Here is a 17996-nt window from a genome sequence, read left to right on the forward strand (position 1 = left end):
AGCTAATCCCGGTTGTCGTTCATGTAGCTTGCTTGATCAGATTGCCCGATCCGCCGATAGGCCTCGATCGGGGTTCTCCCGGCCAAGCCCAAGTGCGGACGCTGGGTGTTGTAATAGGTTTCCACCGGCCAAGGCCAGCCCGCAGCTCGGCGCCGGCCTCGAATGCATGGAGATAGACGCACTCGTACTTCAGGGATCGCCAAAGGCGTTCGATGAAGACATTGTCCATCCACCTGCCCCGGCCATCCATGCTGATCCGCACCTCGGCATAGCGCAGCACGCTGGTGAAGGCGAAGCTGGTAAACTGGCTGCTCTGGTCTGTGTTGAAGATTTCGGGCCTCCCCTACCGGGCCAGCGCCTCCTCCAGCGATGCGATACAGAAGCCGGCATCCATCGTGTTCGACAGCCGCCAAGCGAGTACCTTGCGGGTCGCCCAGTCCATGATCGCCACCAGGTAGAGGAACTCGCGCCGCATCGGGATGTACTTCACATCGGCGCACCACTCGTGATTGGGCCTGGTTGATCGGCGTCAGGCCCCTCTTTGCCATCAAGCGTCGCGCCCGCCGTCGCCCAACTTCGTGGCCCGTGCGGCGAAGATGCCGCGCCATCTGGCGGCTGCCATACCACGGGCAGTCCATGAAGGACTCGTCGATCACCGTCATCAGCGCCAGCGTCTCGTCCGTTTCCGGCATTGGCGCATAGTAATACGATGAGCGGCTGATCGAGAGTAAGAGGCATTGCACCGAGATCGACAGGCGGTGGTGAGCAGGTTCAACCATCGCTCGCCTCCGGTTCACGCTCATCGACCGAAGGCTTTCGCTAAAAAAATCCCGCTCTACGACCAACTGCCCGATTTTGGCGTGCAGTTTCTCCACTGCGCTCTCGTTGACGGCCTTGGCCGCATCGCCAGCCACGGAGAACGTGCTCGCCATTCCGTCGATGGCCCAGCGTTTCCACGAGGCGATCATCGAGTGGTGCACGCCGTGATTGGCTGCCACCTCCGCCAGCGTCAGGTCGCATGGGATCGCTTCCAGCGCCCCTCGGTCTTGAACTCCGCGCTATAGCGCTTCCTCGTTGTCTTCATCCCAGTACCAATCCATCAGGTCGGGATTAGCTTAACATCCTGTCCAGAAAACCGGCACCACGTCACCCTTTACCCAACGGGCGTTGCAGTGGGCTTTGATGTAGCTGCTGTTGATCTGGCCGGTTTCGGCAATCCAGCCTTCCTGTTTCAGCGCCGCCAGGATGAGGGTCCAGATGCCCAGGCCGTTCCACCTGTTCCAGCGATTATAGACGGTCGTCGATGGGCCCTATTCAACGTGGCAATCCGCCTAGCGCCCGCCACATTTGAGCATTTGAATGATACCCGAGTCACCCTGCGATCATCGACCCGTCGCGCTCCCGGCTGGTTCTTCGGCAAGTGCGGCTCGATGGCAGCCCAAGCTCTATCCGATAGCCAGAACAACGAAAGTGACATTCTCTAAGCCTCGTGCTTCAGCGGAGACTCCCTGAATCAATGTGCACTCAGCTTTCAAGAAGTAGATCGGTTTTGGACCCTAGGACTGCCAGATAACGCCATAAACGTTAGCAAATCGTGATCGACGAACAGTCAAATTTCAACTGCAAGGGCGGTGCTTGGCCGGTAGGCCCCGACCTGTGGGGTGGGACAGGTCGGGGCGGCGTGCTGCACCGAGAGGCGGGGGATGGTGCAGCTGCCAGAAGAGTGTTGCTTGAAGAAACGCAAGTCAACCCTGGACTTGCATCGGTTGTGACCTTGCATGCCTGCAGGCATTTCAGAGCCTGCAATGGCACATCATGCCGGGCGGCGTAGATCACCTGGTGTTCTATTGCAGCCCAAGGACATCTTGCAGTTCAGAAAGAAAGCGGCCGTCAGCGAGGCTACCCAGCGACGCCACGACTTGCCCCCTGCTGCGGTCACAATGTTCATCATCTGTGCGATGGGCGCAAATCCTTGCATCACGCAAATGTTGTGCATCAGCCGCTTCCAGCGAGAACACAAGGCAATGATCGAGCGAGCTGTTGTCGATTGTCCTTGATATGTTCGCTTTGACGCCGAGGTCTTCCAGGCGTCCCTGGAGCACTAGAAGCAATCTTAAGATATCCCGCTCGAACGCTGTTGCGACCGGAAAGCAGTATGTCCGGTCCAGGATCGGTTGGGCAAAACCGGAGATCATCTGCACGTGTCCGAGCGCGTCCAGCCGACATTGGAGCAAGAGGACAAAGGGCCCGCCCGCTGCAAAGTTGCCGCGGACACCGTCTTCAGGAATGATGGGCCGACCAAATTCCGAAAATGCGCCGCGCGGCCCGACATCATCGGCCAGGTCAAAAACAAACCCGGTCACGCTGTCTTGTGTTTGGTCCGAAGCAAATTGTGCCAGTGCCCTGGCCATCTCGCCATTCCAGAATTCGCGCGCACCGGTCCACAGGACATCCGAAAGCCTGAGGCCGGGTTCAATCGCAAAAAAGCTCGAGATGGCAGCGATCTCTGCCGATTGCTGTGTCCAGCCCCGGCAAGGATTGTCCAAGGGGGCAATAGAATTCAGCTTTGCCGCATCCAGCAAGTCGAGCAAACGCGCGCCCATAATTTCGGTGTCGCGTGCAGCGGCGGTATCAGTCAAGTGCAAGTCAGGGACGAGCACAAAGGGGCGCAGACCATTGTCTGGTATTTGAAAGATTCGTTTGCGCATTTGTGCTTTCCGTTAGCACGCGATCTCCCAATGCTGCAAATTGCTTCGCCTTTGAGACGAGAATCTGGAAAAGCAGTCTGACTGGCCCGAGTATTTCGGAATACTTGTCGGACACAGGGCCCGAGCATCCGCCGTGGCCTCTAGCCCCGTTCCGAAGGCTGCGATCGCCTGTTGGTGATGATTGGGCGTGATCGATCTGTCGCCGAGGCACCTCAATGTCCTGTCACGCGCAGTTCAGCACGCAAACTTTTCGCTCAAGCCGGAATTTTAGGGAAATTTCAACGTGGCCGTGGAATCGTCGGATCATGGACAAGTCGGAGTCAAGGCGTTTTGCGGGGGGCGAGGGGGGTGACAGTCTCTCGGCAGGCAGGCTGCTCGACGTCGCGCCTGTCCCTGATTTTCCTGAAAAACCTTTAGATCCCGTCGTGCTCGAGATTTCATCCTCGGGCTGTCGCATCGAGGGTTTCGAAGATCACGTAGCGATCGGTTCGACGATTGTTGTGACATTTCCTGCCATGGACGGCGTCATTGCCTGCGTCTGCTGGATCAACGGAAGCCAGGCCAGGCTTGAGTTTGTCGAGGCACTGCCATTCGAGGCCGTGTCCCGCATAGCAGCGCAGGCCTGTGCCCCGGTCAAGCTGCGAGCCTCATCGCACAATGTCCTAGAGAATCGGGGGATCCGGCAAGCAGGCAACGGATCGTGCCCTGAGAGTGGGTAGCAAAGCAATTGGTCCGGTACGGCTCAGCTTCGCAGGAATTCCCGGTTCGGCTCGTCCTGCGCAATCAGTACTGGCGTTGGAACTCCGCTCGCGTACCCCGTTTTCTCGCCAATCAAGGCCGTTGCAAAGCAACCGAAAATGGCAGCGCGCACAAATGCGATCGATGCAGGCAGGGGCTGCCCGGTCAATGTCCTGAACCTGGCCAGCACGGCATTCGATATCCAGCCAAAGGGTTCATTCGCTTCATCGCGCACCATCGTGACCATATTGCCGTCGACCCAGAATGCCTCGGCAAGGGACAGCGGCGTGCCGCTTGAACATTTTGTGATGCGCGCTTGCGCGGAGCCGGCGTCGAAGGCTGCATTTCTTGCATTCAGGATCGCGAGCGGGAAGGCGCGAACAGTACTGGTATTCAAGTGGGCCCTCCTGATGCAATGGTGACGGCGCTTGCCTTAGCCGCAAACGAGTTAAAAAAAGCATAGGATCATGTCGATTTCGCGTCCAGTCCTTGCATTTTCTTTCACGAACAGTTCAGGGTCCACTTGAGGGCGGATCAATCCGCAAATCGTTTGGATGGGGGGTACCCGGCTTGGCGAGTGTCTGGCCCGCGCATAGACCGGCTTCCCGATGGCGCGCTTTGGTGAGGTACGGGACGCGGCAGCCCATGGCCACGTAGTCGTACGAGGCTGACGTGAGGGGTGAGCGGCGGTATCGCGCTGCCCGGGGTTGGAGGCACGGTACAAATGACGACGGCAGGCCAGCGCGTTACGATATTTGGCAATATACGCAGCTTTGTCCATCATCGCGAGAGTTCTCGCGAGACGCAGGCATTGCATGACGAGCAATTGCGCCGCGCCGAGATGACCATGGTACGGGAAAAGACGTCGTCCCGGCAGGATCCCAGGACTCCTCAAGAATAGATCACCAGGCCACGAAAAGCTATGCGTTGTGCATGTTGCAGGCGCTTAGAATATCTTGCGCGCATCTCTTGCTCGCTGTGGGCGGGTGCGTTCATGAAGATACTTGGACTTATTGCCGAAAGGCCGTCGATGATTTCCGCAGCCAGCATGGTATCACTGATCCCCTGATCAAGGTCGATCAGCCATGTTCCTATAGACGCAAGTCCGGCAACTGACGTTGTCCGATCCCAAAGCCTGCCTGGATCGCTTGTCGGAAAGAAAGCGCCGAGCGCTTTTTGCGGACCTGCCAGACCATCTCGAGCCTGGCGCGGTAAACGCCAATGCGCGCATTGTGGCCGGGAGGTTGAAGGGTTGCTACCAGATGTCGGCGCAGCTTCGCGCACGTTCGCGCGTATCAGGAATGGCTTTTGCGAAATGAAAGCAGCAATTCCTGGAATCGATCGCGATTGCGATGATCGAGCTGCATTTCATTCCAAATGGGGCAAGCTGGTTTCCTGACCCCGCGTCTGATTGCGACTTTGCTCGCGCCATGGCTGCCTTGGATGGCGATCGGGGAACGCTCCTCCTGATCTATCCGGTGGCTGGAAGGAGACTATATTCCGACGACAAAGAACGCGATGGTCTCCGATCATTACGCCAAGCTGGGGTTTGCAGCCGTTCCGGATTTCGAGGGATCAGGCACACGGTGGCGACTGGACGTTGATCGGTTCGTCATGCCAACTCCGCCGATGACCATCCAGTCGGTTTGGAACCGATAATTATTAATTCGCAAGAACGGGTTGATGGATCAGCGGCAGGGCTCCGGGAAAAATGATGCGTGACTTGAACTGGGACCCCACCACCAACGCGGTCGATCTGGGCGAGAATGTCGAAGTTGCCGGCGTGATCCAGGGGACGGGCAATGTCGTCAAGATTGGCGGAACGCGTCAGCCGCAAATGCTCAGGATCAATATTTTCGGCAACAACAACCGCATCGTGATTGGCTCTGAATCCCTCCTGAGCGGCCTTAAAATAGACATTGGCAGCAAGCGGTGGAAAAGCTCGGAATGCGTCGTGGAAGTCGGGGATTGGTTTTCTATCGCGAAATATTCCCGGTTTGTTCTTCCCAATTCGGAAAGTCGCCTGGTTATCGGCTCGCACTGCATGTTTTCCAATTCGATCATTATTCGGACCGGAGAATATCCTCACCTTCTGTTCGATCTAGACACCCACACCTATCTCGATGTTTCGTCCGGTATTTCGATTGGAGATCATTGCTGGATCGGGGAAGGTGCTTACCTGACCAAATCGGCGAGCCTTGGACATGATTGTATCGTCGGCGCCCGCAGCGTTGTAACGAAGGCCTTTTCCGCGACGAACGCCGTGATTGCCGGCAATCCGGCCCGAATCGTGCGCGAGCGCGTTCAGTGGATCGCCAATGAATTGTTGATGGATGACTATCCCGAACTCAAGCGCGCGTTCAAACGGTCACGCGTCAATCAGATCAACAAGGCAAACCGCAAGGCAGAGGCTGAAGCGTCGCAGCCAGATGCCGAACCGGAATGACAACGCCCCGGGCATGTCTGGTGCGGGCGCCTCGTCGGCTGGGGACTGGCGCGGGTGAGAAAGAGCCGGATTCGAGGGCGGCACCGGGCTGACGATCGGTCGCTCTGCTTCGCAATAGCCTAGGCGTGTGTGTTCTTGCCTGATGAGCGCAGGTCATTGCAAACCTGTGCAATCGGCCAGAAGCACCTGTCAGTGATGCCGACTGCAGGTGATGGTGGTTGGCGTCGAAGGGGGGCTTATCCGGCACGCAATGGCGGACAGGGCCATGCGCTCGCCTCATGCCAAGGCGCAAACCTTTCGCTCGCCAGACAGACCAGGACTTGCATGCAGGACACCATGGCGACGTGCATGACGAATCGTGCTCTAGCGCGACTGCAGCGGGCGCCACCAGGCTTCGTTGTCCATATACCAGCGCAAGGTGCCGCGAAGACCGGCTTCGAAATCGTGTTGCGGCACGTAACCCAGTTCCGCGCGCGCCTTGGTCTCGTCGATCGCGTAGCGGCGGTCATGCCCCTTGCGATCCTCGACGAAAGTCTTGAGCTCGCTCGTGGGCCGACCCTTGGCCGCAGGCGCATCCGGGTAGCGCTCGGCAAGGCCGTCGATTTCGGCAAAGGCGCGGTCGACCTCGGCGCAGATCCGGTCGATCACGGCCATATTGGGCAGTTCCTCACCGCCACCGATGTTATAGGTTTCACCCGGCTTGCCGTTGCGCAGGGCTGCCTCGATTCCGCGACAATGGTCCTCGACGTAGAGCCAGTCCCGCACATTCATGCCATCGCCGTAGATCGGCAAGGACTTGCCCGAGAGCGCATTGAGAATGAACAGCGGAATCAGCTTTTCGGGATAGTGATAGGGCCCGTAGTTGTTCGAGCAGTTGGTGGTCGTCACATCAAGCCCATACGTATGGTGGTAGGCCCGCACGAGATGGTCGGACGCGGCCTTCGATGCCGAATAGGGCGAATTGGGCTGGTATTGGGTCGTCTCGCTGAAGGCCGGATCGCTGGGTCCGAGCGAACCATAGACTTCGTCGGTCGAAATGTGGTGGAAGCGATGGGGGCGTCCGCTGCCGCTGTCGAGCCAGACGCTGCGCGCTGCCTTGAGCAGGCTGTTGGTGCCGAGAATGTTGGTGTCGATGAACGCGTCGGGCCCGGTGATCGAACGATCGACGTGGCTCTCGGCGGCGAAATGGACGACCGTTGCGATGTCGCGCTCGCGCAGCAAATTTTCGACCAGGTCCGTATCGCGAATATCGCCGACCACGAGTTCAGCCTGTTCGACATCGGCAATTGTCGACCGGTTGCCGGCGTAAGTGAGGCAATCGAGCACGACGATGGCATCGTCGGGATTGGCCTTGCCCCAGTAGTGGACGAAATTGCCGCCGATGAATCCGGCACCGCCGGTGACAAGCAGATTAGCCAAGTGCCTTTTCCTCTTCGAGCATGGTCCGCAGGTTGCTGCGCCAGTGAACCGGCTCATCTCCGAGCGTTGCACGAGTCAGGCTGACATCAAGCACCGAGAATGAGGGCCGCCTGGCCGGGGTGGGATATTCGGTCGTCGCGATCGGCAATATCCGTGGCATGCGCTCGAGCAACCCAAGAGCCTGCGCCTCTTCGGCAATTGCCACGGCGAAGTCATACCAGCTGGCAACGCCCGCATCGCGATGATGGTAGATGCCGGGCTTGCCGACAAGTGCCAGGCCCCACAGCGTCCGCGCAAGGCCCGTCGCCCAGGTTGGCGAACCGATCTGGTCGGCGACGACACTGAGCGTCTCGCGTTCGCGCATCAGGCGCAGCATCGTACGCACGAAGTTGGCGCCTCCGGCCGCATAGACCCAGCTTGTGCGAACGATGATCGCATCCGCGCCTGCGCCAAGCTCGCCAGCAGCCTTGCTCGCCCCGTAAACGGACTGCGGATTGCGTGCATCGTCCGGGCGGTATCCAGTGCCCGATGTTCCATCAAATACGAAATCGGTCGACACCTGGACGAGACGACCGCCCGTGCGGGCGAGCGCTGTGGCGAACGCGGCAGGCGCCCCGGCATTGATCGCATGTGCCAGTGCCTGCTCGCTCTCGGCCTTGTCGACCGCGGTGTAGGCAGCAGGATTGAGCACAAGATCGGGACGCTCGGCCTCAACGATCCGCGCGATGGCGTCAGCATCGGTCAGGTCGAGCGCCTGGCGGTCGAGGCCGACGCAGGTCCAGCCATCGGGTGCGCTGGCCAGCAGGGCCTTGCCAACCTGTCCGTTGATCCCGGTGACCAGCGCCTTCATGGGAAGGTGGTTACCTGATCAAGCGACAGACCGGTTGCGTCCTTCGCCGACAGCTTCGGCTCGATTCCGTCCAGCGGCCATTCGATGCCAACCGTCGGGTCGTCCCAAGCCAGGCTACCCTCGAACTGCGGCGCATAGGGTGCGGTGCACTTGTAGAGAAAGTCGGTGTCATCCTCCAACGTCAGGAAGCCGTGCGCAAACCCTTCGGGCACCCAGAACATGCGCTTGTTGTCGGCCGAGAGCGTGACGCCGGTCCACTTGCCGAAATCGGGCGACGAGCGGCGAAGATCGACCGCAACGTCATAGACCGCACCGCGCGCCACGCGCACAAGCTTGCCTTGTGGGCCGGGATTCTGGAAATGCATGCCGCGCAACACGCCTTTTTGCGAGCGGCTGTGATTGTCCTGCACGAACCTGAGATCGAGCCCGGCTGCGGCAAATGCCGAATCGTTCCAGCTTTCGAAAAAGAACCCGCGTTCATCACCGAAGACTTTCGGCTCGATGATCAGCGGGCCCTGTATGTTGCATTCGATGATGTTCACAGCGAACCCTTTTGCGCCAACAATTGCAGCAAGTACTCGCCATACCCCGATTTGCGCAATGGCTGGGCAATCGCTTCAAGTTCCGCGTCGCCGATGAAGCCCTGACGCCAGGCGATTTCCTCGGGACAGCAGATCTTGAGCCCCTGGCGCTCCTCGGTGATTCGCACATAAGTTGCAGCGTCGAGCAGGGAGCCGTGGGTTCCGGTATCAAGCCAGGCGTAACCGCGCCCCATGATTTCGACCGAGAGCTGGCCTTCGTCCATGTAGAGCCGGTTGAGATCGGTGATCTCGAGTTCGCCGCGCGGGGAGGGCCTGAGATCGCGGGCGCGATCGACCACCGTATTGTCGTAGAAATAGAGCCCGGTGACGGCGTAGTTCGATTGCGGCTGCGCAGGCTTTTCCTCGATCGACCTTGCGCGGCCAGCTTCGTCGAATGCAACCACGCCATAGGCTTGGGGATTGTTCACCCGGTAGGCGAAGACGCTCGCGCCGCTGGGGCGATCGTTGGCGTTCTGCAGCAATTGCGGCAAGCCGTGGCCGTAAAAAATGTTGTCTCCCAGGACGAGTGCGCTCGGCGCGCCGCCGACGAAATCGGCGCCGATGTGAAATGCTTGCGCCAGGCCATCTGGCTTGGGCTGGACGGCATAGGAGAGCGAGACGCCGAATGCCGAACCATCGCCCAGAACGCGCTGGAACTGCACCGCGTCTTCGGGCGTGGTGATGATCAGGATGTCGCGGATGCCGGCCAGCATGAGCGTGCTCAGCGGGTAATAGATCATCGGCTTGTCGAAGACCGGCATGAGCTGCTTCGAGACGCCGCGGGTCAAGGGATAGAGGCGGGTGCCCGATCCTCCTGCCAGAATGATCCCCTTGCGCGTTTGGCTGGATATGGCCGTGGTCACGTCTTGGAAAAACTCCGTCACGAATGTGTCGCGGCGAATGCCGCAATCAGGCCGTCTCGATTGCGGCAAAACTGCAAAAGGTCAACAAGCCTCTCGCGCTTGCCGCCCGGTTCGTGGCGCCGACATGCGAAGCGATGCCTGGATAGCGCCATGCCGATCCTGGCACTTTCCCGGATTTCAAGACGCGTCCGTTTGCGTCATCTGGCTGAACAAGGTGATCATTCGACGGCGCACCGCGAGTTCAACACCCCGCCTTGAAAATGGCGCGACACAGCTGCGACAGCACCTGCACGATGGTTAACGCTAGGCAATTAATACCCATGTTGGGGGTAATAAAAGAATTATAAAGCAGCGCCTTAAGTGATTAAAGCACCAAGTTGTCGCAACAGTGAGGCCGATATCGCTGGTCTGCGAGAAAAGCTGTTCGCATGATCACTCCATGACCCAGCACCCATCCCTTCACATTATCGATCAGGATCCCGGCCGCCGCGCCCGGCTGGCCCGCCTTGCCTTTGCGCAGGGGATGCACGCCGAGATTTATGACAGCATGGCCGAACTTCTTGAGAGAATACCAACTGAAGGGGTGATCTTCGTTCATGATGCTGGTCCCTGTAGCGCGGTCCCCCAGCTGATCGCGGGCCTTGCCGGCAAAGGCCGATGGTGTCCGGTGATTGCCTACTGCGACAAACCCTCTGCGGGACAGGTGGTCGCCGCGATCAAGGGCGGAGCGTTGGACTTTGTCCTCACGCCTGAAGATGTCGAGGCGATCGATCGCGCCATTGCCGGCGTGGCCGACGATGTGGCGCGCCGCAGCAGCATTTGGGAAGGTGCTGTCAGAGCTCATGGGATTGTCTCGCGGTTGAGTGTCCGCGAGCGCCAGGTTCTGGAAGCAGTTGTCTCCGGATTGAGCAACAAGCTGATTGCCCGGGATCTCGAGATCAGTCCGCGGACCGTCGAAATCCACCGCATGAAGATGCTGGCCAAGCTCGGCGCACGCAATGCTGCCGATGCCGTCCGTCTTTATGCGCAGGCCAAAAGCTACGAGCCGCTCGCGGCTTGAGCCGCGGGATCATCCCGAGGTCCCGCAGCGAGGCGGGCGATCCGGGTCATTGAGGCGCCCGCAGCAAGTTGCGAAACATTCTGGCGACTGGCGAACGGCGGCCTTTGCCCGCGTTTTCTGACGTGACTTTCCACCCCGAGATTTCAATCTCGAAGGGTGCGTTGAATCGGGCGCAAACCTGCACATCGAAACCGGCTGCCGCTTCGATGCCCGGCGAACAGGTGATGCGATAGATCGCGCTGCTGGATGTGACAAGAAAGGGCATGCAGTCCTCGATCTGGATCCTGCCATGCAACTCTTGCACATTTGCGCAGGCCGAGCCTGTGCCCTGTGGGCCGTCAGGCATTTCTGGACCGTTGTTCATGAAGACTGTTTCCGACGATGTGCTTTCAGCCGCAGCGACGGCATTGATCCGCCATAGAATGACAGATGCCGCGATTGACAACCTTTTTCTATGGTTAGGAGTTGGTAAATAACCAAAAATGGTAAAAACGCAATGACAAGGAAAGTGCGGTAAAGACATAATATCTTATAAGTAAAGGTTACTTTTGAGCAACTGTGATCCCGATGCGGCTCAGCAATTTCCCTTATGACCATTGGCACAGCATTTTTCAGACGCGGGATGCTATCCCGCAGGTTGCCTATGAAGCTCAGGTGACGAGTGCGGGAATGACCATGTTAGGCGGTGAATCTACAGACGCGGTGCTGGATCGGGTAACCGATGCGCTGTGCTTTGCGCTCCAGGCCCTGGACGAGCAAGGTTTGGTCAAGCCGGCACTCTATGTGTCCCTTGCGATCGATCTGCTGCAGAATGCCCGATCGGGTGAGGAACCGATCGTCAATTGATATGCTGTGGGGGGGGCGTTCGCGCACCAAAGGTGTAGATTCACAGATCGATTTGTTCAAATCAGCAAGACCAATGCCTGCGACCCGCCTGCCAAAATGGGCGCGGCGAACGCACCGCTCCCATGGCTGCATCAGTAGGGAATTGCTTCGTTGGTAAATGCCTGCACGGTTTGGCCGGGCAGCATCACAGCTGATCGACCGCTGACGAACATCGATCCGAAGAGTGCAGCAACGGTATTGCCCTTGCCTTCCTGGCGGTGCGTGCCGCGCATCGCGTAGCTCTTGCCGTTCACCGTGATTTTGTCGAACGACAATTCAAACTTACCGGATTTGCCGCCAATCGCCTTTCCTGTCTTGAAAGTGACCGTGCTTTCCACCTTCGCGCCGCGAGGAATGACTGTTACGCCATTTTCGACCACATCGGTCGTGACGAAGAACGAAAACTTCTGGCCAACCTCGATTTTTTTCGACGAAATCTCGGTATCAGAGGCAATCTGCACCATCGTGCTGGCAGGCAGGGCACGACTGGCAGGCGCAACTGCATTAGGGGCCGACGCTGCATCCTGGGCAGCCACAGGCGCGGCAAAGGTAGCCAGAGCAATGCTGAAGGCGATCCAAGCTTGATACATATATTCCCCTCGCTTTGTGGTCATGAGAGTCTGGCTGAATCGATCGAAAAGCAAAAGTGCCAAGCCTCACTTTATTCGGCCATATTGTAGAATAACCAACAAGGTTTACCACCCTTAGAGCCCAGTGATTGAGTCTGAAAGTAACGGTTGCGAGGAGTATCATGGGCGAAGATGAATCGGTGGGCGCGTCGGTCTTGGTGGGTGCCGATTCGCCACCAATCCTTTGGTTTACCGAACGTGTTTTTGGTCCGGTGACGGCGTCGGTAGAGCAGGGGGCTTGCGATCTGGCCGCTTGCGCTTTCATTTTTGGCACCGGGCGTGCGCTCCGAAAATCAGCATGACCGGGGGTTGGTGCGCCTTGATCGCATAAGAATTCCGTACGGACGTGATTTTAGAACTGCAGCCTTGCTTGAGCAAATACCGCGGACAATTTCGAATATTGACCTGGGGCAAAGACCTCTGTGGATTTTCACGAGATCGTCCATTCCCGGAGCATCCCCTCCATCCGGAGCCAGATCGTGGGTATGGATCAGGTCGAACGTATGCAAATTGCAAGCGTGAGTCGCATTTTGAACAATCTGCTCGAGACTGCCAACGGAATCCGTGAGCCTGCACCATGGCGACGCAAGTCAAACGCGCTGGCGGCGGCAAAGGCGATGCGGTCGAATTTTCTCGATCGGGAGCAATTGCTGCCTTTCCTTCCGTCCTGCAATCCGGGTTGGCGCATTTTGATCGAGCTTTACATTGCGGACGGCGAAAACAAGCCATTGAGCGTATCGGACATCGGGCATGTGTCCGGCATTCCCATTGCAACAACTCTGCGCTGGCTTGCACTGCTTACTGACAAGGGTCTTCTGGTCCGAAGTCCCGATGCAAAAGATCGTCGTCGGCATTGGCTCAATATCTCACAAAAAGGGCATGATGCCGTTGAGGCTGCCATGCAGAAATTTTACGAGAAAATGATACCCGTCGTCGACGCGATGAGTTTTGGATAACGCGCCATGAAGATGGCCGATGTCTTATATAGACTTGCAGAAATAGAAAGTTATCTGGCACATAACAATTACGCCATGGCAGCAGTTTATATCAGTCATGCTATTGACACTTTGCTTGAGCAATCAGGCATCACTGATGATGAAGACAATCCTTTGCGAAAGACATGATGCTGACTGGAGCCGCGCTGGCCCGCCCAAAAGTGAGCCATCGGCGGAAGCGACGGTGCGCTTTCCTGTCAGGGCAAGGGCACCTCAGGCGTTGCCTGCATTTGTGGCACACGGTAATGGATTGATGCCACCCGGGCGCACGCTTGACGGTCAGCGCTGGTGTCTTCGTTGCGAGCGGCATGCCAGAAAAGGGGAGGGGTTCCGGGTCGTAATGGCCATCGGTGGCGGCTCGCAGGCCAATTACCGACATTCAGCTTTCGCCGTGCGAATTTTGCCAGGATCCAATCCACTGTATTTGAAGATGTTGCGTCCGACCGCGATTCCCGGCTGCATATTGAATACTGAAAACAGATCGCACCGTGGCGCTCGCAGTCACGGGTCAAGGTCGTCCGAGGCCGCGCGCATTTCGTGCCGGGTCGCGCGCGAGCAGTTCATTTTGGCTTTTTCTTAGACCGATTGGCCAAAGGCCCGGACTGGCGGCAAGACCTGGAGCGCGACGGCATCGAAACGCTTAGCGGGGAAGGCTTTGTCATAGAAAAGCTTGAAACGTTATCAAGAAAGCTGTGCAAAATACTGATCTAGAGAGATATCTAATGCCAATGATGCTGGGGCATGGCCAGCATTGGCCATTGCGCGAGCTGTCCAGTGCCTGGGCATCGGCTGAGGCGGACCAGTTTCCAAGTGGCGACCTGCTCGATCAGGAAAGATCAAGGTTCTCGCCGCTGAGGCCGACACAGCGCGGCGCTTGCAGACGATCTCCGGAGTTGGCCCGTTAAGGAGTTCCAGTGGTAGAAGTACAACGACTTCCGCACAGACACAGCGCCACCGCTTTTACAAGTAAAGTTACCCAATGCCCCTGAACCAGTCCGTAAGCATGTTCGCCTTAGTCCCGTTCAGGTAGAAGGTTAATCCTGTAAGCTGCATTCGATTGCAGGACTTGGGATCGCCAACGTGGGGTTTTGACATGGGAAATGAATCGGTTGGAGGCCTGCGCCTCCTGCGCCTTTTTGGTGGCGGGCAGGAGCGTGAACCGGACGCTCAAACTTTGAATTGCCAAGTCGGTGAGCAGTCGGCGCGGGGTCCGCTTACGGCGTACGGTGTTGCCCAAAAGATGTTGCTCGATGAGATATCGGCATTTCTCTTGGACAACACTCTAGCGGTAACAGCTAGTAATCTGCTGGCTGCCCATAGTGCGTTTTCAGGCGTTGACGTCGGCTTGGCACGAAAAATTCTCGATAGGCGAGCCTCCGGTTTGAGCATCACGCAAGAGTGGCTTGATGTGAACAAAACACCTGATGGAATGCAGGAGGGTGTGAAAAAAATTATTGGCAGCCTTGAGGATTCGCTCGACACTTTCGCGTCCACGACCAAGACGGCGCGGGACGCTGCTGCAACCTACAATTCCGAGATCAGAGCGCAGGTATCGCGCGCGACGGCTCTTGATGCTGACAGCACCCTGGCAGCCTTGGAAATTCTGGCAAAGGAAATGGTGGCAAGGACCGAGAGTTTCGCAGCAGAAATGAAGAGAAGCGAAGACGAAGCGCAGGCGCTTCGCCGGGAACTCGACAAAGCCAAGCATGATGCTGAGATTGATCACCTTACCGGTCTGCCAAATCGACGCGCATTTGAGGCGGCTCTCGATCGTCATTACCGCGAAGCTCGCCAAGAAGCAGATAATTTGTGTGTCGCATTCTGCGATATTGATCATTTCAAGCGCGTCAATGACACACATGGACACGACACCGGGGACAGAGTTATCAAAGCGATTGGTGATGCTCTTTCCCGGATATCAAACGACAATTGTCATGTCGCACGACATGGCGGCGAAGAGTTCGTCATGCTTTTCCGGGGCAAAACAACCCAAGAGGCTTGGGAAAAGCTCGACGCAGTCAGAGAAAACTTTGGCAGTCGCCAGTTCGTCAACCGGTCCAATGACGATCCCATTGGCCGGATCACGTTTTCCGGCGGGATTGCGGACGTCTTTGCGCACAAAAACCCCAGAGAAGCCCTGAAAGCAGCCGACGAAGCACTCTACCAAGCCAAATCCGGTGGTCGGAACCGAATTGTACTTTCTTCTCTCGGTTAAGACACTTCGTGCCGACAACAAACTCGTCGGGTGCTTTGCGGCGCATTCAGAACACATCGAGACTGGGGGCTTTTGGCAGACCCGTAGCGATCCCGTTCGGAAAAGCCGGAGTGCCCTCTCGCAAGCCGATATAGGGACCGTCCCTTTCATCGGGTTAGCGAAGCCGAACCCATGATCGTCGTGGTCGGTGCAGGGGCAGGCAACGACGTTATGTTAAGTTGGTTTGGTACGTCCAACTCAAGATCAACCGCGCAATCGCCATCTGCTACGACCAGCTTACCAAAAGTTTCCTCGGAATGGTCCATCTCGCCCTCGCCAGATACTGGCTCAAATTTATCTACGCCGCCCGAGATTGCTGCGCGCGTTTCCGTTAGCGTCGGCAACATAGCGGCTGTTTGGTCGGTCAACAGTTACAAGCGGTAACTGGCGGGACGAAGAAACATATGCCGGCCAGCTGCTACGGCAAGCCCGCCTTGACAACACAAAGACTTATGATCGCGGTCAATTTGGCTGGGCCGTACCGCCCATGGGTAGCAATAGCCACCTGACGCGGCGTCCTCGAAGTCTTGGCCAATCGGACGGTCCATGATCGGCCCCAACTATCGTCCATGGCTGATAGGTCGGGGAATCACGATCCTGAAAGCGTAGTTCATGGCGGAGCAACGACGCAACACGATGCGCCTGCAGGGCCGGGTCGGCTGTCACCAGTCGGGTTTCGAGCATAGCCGTTGGTAAAAGCGCAAGGCATCTGGAGGAACAAGGGTCGCTCGGCGCACCGAGGGTGCTGCAGTTCAAATTGCGGTGTCTCGGGCGGCGCTTTGCAATCATGCTTGCGCAGGGCCGCTGGCCTTGCGCGCCATTGTCGACGCCCGAAAAATCCGGACCTGTGTTGCAGTACAGGTTGACGGCTGGCCAACACGCATTATCCATGGGAGCAAGAGGTCGCGCTTCGTTGAATTTATCAAGGAGTGGCGATCATGTGCAATTCGTCTTATAGCAGCAATCTGCGGCAAGTCCCTGATTTGGCAACAATCTTGCACAATTCCTACACTTCCTCTGTGCTGCTCATGCGCCGCGCGCGTCACGAACTCGCGGCGATCAAGCGATTGGCTGCAAATTCTGGGGCCGCGCCACTTGTCAGTGAGTCTTGGCGCCTCTTGCTCACGGCCCTGATCGAAAATATCGGTGGGCAACCTGCCTACTCGGATCATCTTGCAAAGGAGCTTGGCATCAGTGGCGCGATTGCGCTGCGTTATCTTCGCGTTCTCGAGAGCGAACGCTTGGTGATCCTGGCGCAGCGAGGTGAAAACGGACTGGCGACCTATGTCAGCGACGAAGGCCTGATGCGGATCAGCGAGTTCTTTTTCCCAGAGGCAGCCCGCAGCTAGGGTTTTTGCGGAGCGATATCTTGAACGAATGAAGGTCGGTCTCGGGGTTCGCGCCCCGCTGTACCTTATTTTGCAATGATCGAGGTGCCGCTCTTCCCAGGCACAAAGCAAATCGTGCCAGTCGATCAGCGGCTGGCGCCACAGCTCTCGGCGGCAGCGGCGATGGACTCAGCGTTACCCTGATTGCTGAATTCGATCGTGTGTCCGCTGCCTATCGCACTGACGACCAAATGCATCAAAGTCGAGCAGAGTGGCCAATTCCGTCGACGAAAGCGGATGACCCCTGCCCTCGGGGCCAGGGTCAACTAAGAACGCTGACTTCAGGCGCCCATTCCTGTTGACTTCGGCGTAGGTCGCTTTGCCGGTCAAAGTCCGCATGAAGGTGTCAGCTTGGGCGCGATCGCTAGTCGGCACATTGTTCGCAGCGGCGCCGCCTGCAAACTTTGCGTGAAGGCGAGACCTGTAGCATGTCACATCGAGCCTGAAGCTGGCTAGACGACTTTCCGGAAATACAATCATAGTAGCCGCTGTCGAAATGGGGTGCGTGAGCGGATCGCATTGAGAAAGTCCGGGGCGTCATGATCGGGTCTGGCGAATGGACCGAGGTTCGCGTAATCATGCGGCTGGCGCGTATCGGGGACGTTTTGGCGCATGCGGGCTTGACCGGCTTGCCACGGATCACGCCCTGCAGGCCGAGATCATGCATCAGCCGTTCCACCGTGCAGCGGGCAATATCGAAGCCCTGACGCAGCATCTGCCGCCACACTTTGCGCACGCCATAGGCCTTGAAGTTGGCGTCAAACACGCGGCGCACTTCCGGCTTCATCGCCTCGTCGCGCTGGGTGCGTGGCGACAGGCGCTGTGGATCGCGGTGCTGGGCCCCACGCTCACGGCAGGTGGATGGGGCGATCGGCAGAACCCGGCAGATCGGCTCGACCCCATCCTCACCGCGATCTCATCAATGAAGCAGGTCATCGCTTAAACGGGCGGTCGAGCTCCGCCTGGGCAAAATATGCAGACGCCTTGCGCAGGATCTCGTTGGCCTGCCGCTGCTCGCGGTTCTCGCGCTTCAGCAGTGTGTGTGCCGAGCAACCGATCTTCTCGGCTATCGAACTCACCGCTGCCCAGCGGGAGGGATGATCGTTCTCGTGATCCAGAACCATGCGCACCGCCCGTTCGCGAACCTCCGGTGCAAACTTGTTCGTCGCCTTGTTCATCG

General features: G+C 57.9%; 18 protein-coding genes, 2 pseudogenes and 1 other annotated feature. Of the genes and pseudogenes, 10 read left to right on the forward strand and 10 right to left on the reverse strand.

The window, feature by feature from the left end; translation table 11 throughout:
- Positions 1-2: 2 nt before the first annotated feature.
- A pseudogene (locus AC2A04_RS17740) lies at positions 3-1084 on the reverse strand (IS3 family transposase).
- Positions 1085-1172: 88 nt separating this feature from the next.
- Here AC2A04_RS17740 and AC2A04_RS17745 point away from each other — a divergent pair.
- The gene (locus tag AC2A04_RS17745; protein WP_484213698.1) at positions 1173-1484 is read left to right on the forward strand and encodes a hypothetical protein; all 312 of its coding nucleotides are present in this window, start codon (positions 1173-1175) and stop codon (positions 1482-1484) included.
- Between the two features lie 360 nt (positions 1485-1844).
- Here AC2A04_RS17745 and AC2A04_RS17750 read toward each other — a convergent pair whose 3' ends face one another.
- Together AC2A04_RS17750 and AC2A04_RS17755 are read right to left on the reverse strand one after the other, a co-directional pair.
- Positions 1845-2708 carry a hypothetical protein gene (locus AC2A04_RS17750; protein WP_484213699.1) on the reverse strand — a complete coding sequence of 288 codons (864 nt, stop codon included), beginning with the start codon at positions 2706-2708 and terminating at the stop codon, positions 1845-1847.
- A 742-nt stretch (positions 2709-3450) separates the two neighbouring features.
- Entirely contained in the window at positions 3451-3843 is a 393-nt protein-coding gene (locus AC2A04_RS17755) for a hypothetical protein (protein ID WP_484213700.1), read from the reverse strand.
- 536 nt (positions 3844-4379) lie between these two features.
- Between AC2A04_RS17755 and AC2A04_RS17760 the strand changes: the two genes are divergently transcribed.
- Complete coding sequence (locus tag AC2A04_RS17760) at positions 4380-4562, forward strand: TylF/MycF/NovP-related O-methyltransferase (RefSeq protein WP_484213701.1); 183 nt, start codon at positions 4380-4382, stop codon at positions 4560-4562.
- A 598-nt stretch (positions 4563-5160) separates the two neighbouring features.
- On the forward strand, positions 5161-5892 hold the full coding sequence (locus AC2A04_RS17765) for an acyltransferase (protein ID WP_484213702.1): 732 nt from the start codon (positions 5161-5163) through the stop codon (positions 5890-5892).
- A gap of 363 nt (positions 5893-6255) precedes the next feature.
- Here the strand turns inward: AC2A04_RS17765 and rfbB are convergent, their stop codons facing one another.
- Genes rfbB through rfbA form a run of 4 tightly spaced genes read right to left on the reverse strand, consistent with a single transcriptional unit; the run spans position 6256 to position 9593 of the window.
- Positions 6256-7311 carry a dTDP-glucose 4,6-dehydratase gene (gene rfbB / locus AC2A04_RS17770; RefSeq protein WP_484213703.1) on the reverse strand — a complete coding sequence of 352 codons (1056 nt, stop codon included), beginning with the start codon at positions 7309-7311 and terminating at the stop codon, positions 6256-6258.
- Positions 7304-8161, reverse strand: a complete 858-nt coding sequence (gene rfbD / locus AC2A04_RS17775; protein ID WP_484213704.1) for a dTDP-4-dehydrorhamnose reductase — start codon at positions 8159-8161, stop codon at positions 7304-7306. The genes rfbB and rfbD overlap by 8 nt, the downstream gene beginning before the upstream one ends.
- Positions 8158-8703, reverse strand: a complete 546-nt coding sequence (rfbC, locus tag AC2A04_RS17780) for a dTDP-4-dehydrorhamnose 3,5-epimerase (RefSeq protein ID WP_484213705.1) — start codon at positions 8701-8703, stop codon at positions 8158-8160. Before rfbC ends, rfbD begins: the two co-directional genes overlap by 4 nt.
- Positions 8700-9593 carry a glucose-1-phosphate thymidylyltransferase RfbA gene (gene rfbA, locus AC2A04_RS17785; protein ID WP_484213732.1) on the reverse strand — a complete coding sequence of 298 codons (894 nt, stop codon included), beginning with the start codon at positions 9591-9593 and terminating at the stop codon, positions 8700-8702. The genes rfbC and rfbA overlap by 4 nt, the downstream gene beginning before the upstream one ends.
- 559 nt (positions 9594-10152) lie before the next feature.
- Here rfbA and AC2A04_RS17790 point away from each other — a divergent pair.
- Positions 10153-10665, forward strand: a complete 513-nt coding sequence (locus AC2A04_RS17790) for a response regulator transcription factor (RefSeq protein WP_484213706.1) — start codon at positions 10153-10155, stop codon at positions 10663-10665.
- 46 nt (positions 10666-10711) lie between these two features.
- Here the strand turns inward: AC2A04_RS17790 and AC2A04_RS17795 are convergent, their stop codons facing one another.
- Positions 10712-11029: a hypothetical protein gene (locus tag AC2A04_RS17795; protein WP_484213707.1), complete on the reverse strand. Its 318-nt coding sequence runs from the start codon at positions 11027-11029 to the stop codon at positions 10712-10714.
- Positions 11030-11232: 203 nt separating this feature from the next.
- On the opposite strand from AC2A04_RS17795, the gene AC2A04_RS17800 reads away from it, so the two are divergent.
- Positions 11233-11511 carry a hypothetical protein gene (locus tag AC2A04_RS17800; RefSeq protein ID WP_484213708.1) on the forward strand — a complete coding sequence of 93 codons (279 nt, stop codon included), beginning with the start codon at positions 11233-11235 and terminating at the stop codon, positions 11509-11511.
- Positions 11512-11642: 131 nt separating this feature from the next.
- On the opposite strand, the gene AC2A04_RS17805 is transcribed toward AC2A04_RS17800, so the two are convergent.
- Positions 11643-12164, reverse strand: a complete 522-nt coding sequence (locus AC2A04_RS17805; RefSeq protein WP_484213709.1) for a hypothetical protein — start codon at positions 12162-12164, stop codon at positions 11643-11645.
- 137 nt (positions 12165-12301) lie between these two features.
- Between AC2A04_RS17805 and AC2A04_RS17810 the strand changes: the two genes are divergently transcribed.
- From AC2A04_RS17810 to AC2A04_RS17830, 5 genes are all read left to right on the forward strand, one after another.
- Positions 12302-12481, forward strand: coding sequence for a hypothetical protein (locus tag AC2A04_RS17810; protein WP_484213710.1), 180 nt, complete (start codon positions 12302-12304; stop codon positions 12479-12481).
- Between the two features lie 183 nt (positions 12482-12664).
- The gene (locus tag AC2A04_RS17815; protein ID WP_484213711.1) at positions 12665-13135 is read left to right on the forward strand and encodes a MarR family transcriptional regulator; all 471 of its coding nucleotides are present in this window, start codon (positions 12665-12667) and stop codon (positions 13133-13135) included.
- A 6-nt stretch (positions 13136-13141) separates the two neighbouring features.
- On the forward strand, positions 13142-13303 hold the full coding sequence (locus AC2A04_RS17820; RefSeq protein WP_484213712.1) for a hypothetical protein: 162 nt from the start codon (positions 13142-13144) through the stop codon (positions 13301-13303).
- 964 nt (positions 13304-14267) lie between these two features.
- A complete protein-coding gene (locus AC2A04_RS17825) occupies positions 14268-15389 on the forward strand; it encodes a GGDEF domain-containing protein (RefSeq protein ID WP_484213713.1) in 1122 nt (373 codons plus the stop codon).
- A 977-nt stretch (positions 15390-16366) separates the two neighbouring features.
- Entirely contained in the window at positions 16367-16777 is a 411-nt protein-coding gene (locus AC2A04_RS17830) for a hypothetical protein (RefSeq protein WP_484213714.1), read from the forward strand.
- 658 nt (positions 16778-17435) lie between these two features.
- Here the strand turns inward: AC2A04_RS17830 and AC2A04_RS17835 are convergent.
- Positions 17436-17994: pseudogene (locus AC2A04_RS17835) on the reverse strand (IS3 family transposase); the annotation flags it as partial.
- Positions 17679-17794: a sequence feature (AL1L pseudoknot), on the reverse strand. (Overlaps the previous pseudogene by 116 nt.)
- Positions 17995-17996: the final 2 nt, after the last annotated feature.

This window comes from Novosphingobium sp. HNCC26DJ243, assembly GCF_057180545.1.

Bases quoted from the DNA above. Each gene is read 5' to 3' on its own strand.
- AC2A04_RS17750 (WP_484213699.1), bottom strand. From the start codon at position 2,708: ATGCGCAAACGAATCTTTCAAATACCAGACAATGGTCTGCGCCCCTTT.
- AC2A04_RS17760 (WP_484213701.1), top strand. From the start codon at position 4,380: ATGTTGCAGGCGCTTAGAATATCTTGCGCGCATCTCTTGCTCGCTGTG.
- AC2A04_RS17765 (WP_484213702.1), top strand. From the start codon at position 5,161: ATGCGTGACTTGAACTGGGACCCCACCACCAACGCGGTCGATCTGGGC.
- rfbD (WP_484213704.1), bottom strand. From the start codon at position 8,161: ATGAAGGCGCTGGTCACCGGGATCAACGGACAGGTTGGCAAGGCCCTG.
- AC2A04_RS17790 (WP_484213706.1), top strand. From the start codon at position 10,153: ATGGCCGAACTTCTTGAGAGAATACCAACTGAAGGGGTGATCTTCGTT.
- AC2A04_RS17795 (WP_484213707.1), bottom strand. From the start codon at position 11,029: ATGAACAACGGTCCAGAAATGCCTGACGGCCCACAGGGCACAGGCTCG.
- AC2A04_RS17800 (WP_484213708.1), top strand. From the start codon at position 11,233: ATGCGGCTCAGCAATTTCCCTTATGACCATTGGCACAGCATTTTTCAG.
- AC2A04_RS17805 (WP_484213709.1), bottom strand. From the start codon at position 12,164: ATGACCACAAAGCGAGGGGAATATATGTATCAAGCTTGGATCGCCTTC.
- AC2A04_RS17810 (WP_484213710.1), top strand. From the start codon at position 12,302: ATGGGCGAAGATGAATCGGTGGGCGCGTCGGTCTTGGTGGGTGCCGAT.
- AC2A04_RS17815 (WP_484213711.1), top strand. From the start codon at position 12,665: ATGGATCAGGTCGAACGTATGCAAATTGCAAGCGTGAGTCGCATTTTG.
- AC2A04_RS17820 (WP_484213712.1), top strand. From the start codon at position 13,142: ATGAAGATGGCCGATGTCTTATATAGACTTGCAGAAATAGAAAGTTAT.
- AC2A04_RS17825 (WP_484213713.1), top strand. From the start codon at position 14,268: ATGGGAAATGAATCGGTTGGAGGCCTGCGCCTCCTGCGCCTTTTTGGT.
- AC2A04_RS17830 (WP_484213714.1), top strand. From the start codon at position 16,367: ATGTGCAATTCGTCTTATAGCAGCAATCTGCGGCAAGTCCCTGATTTG.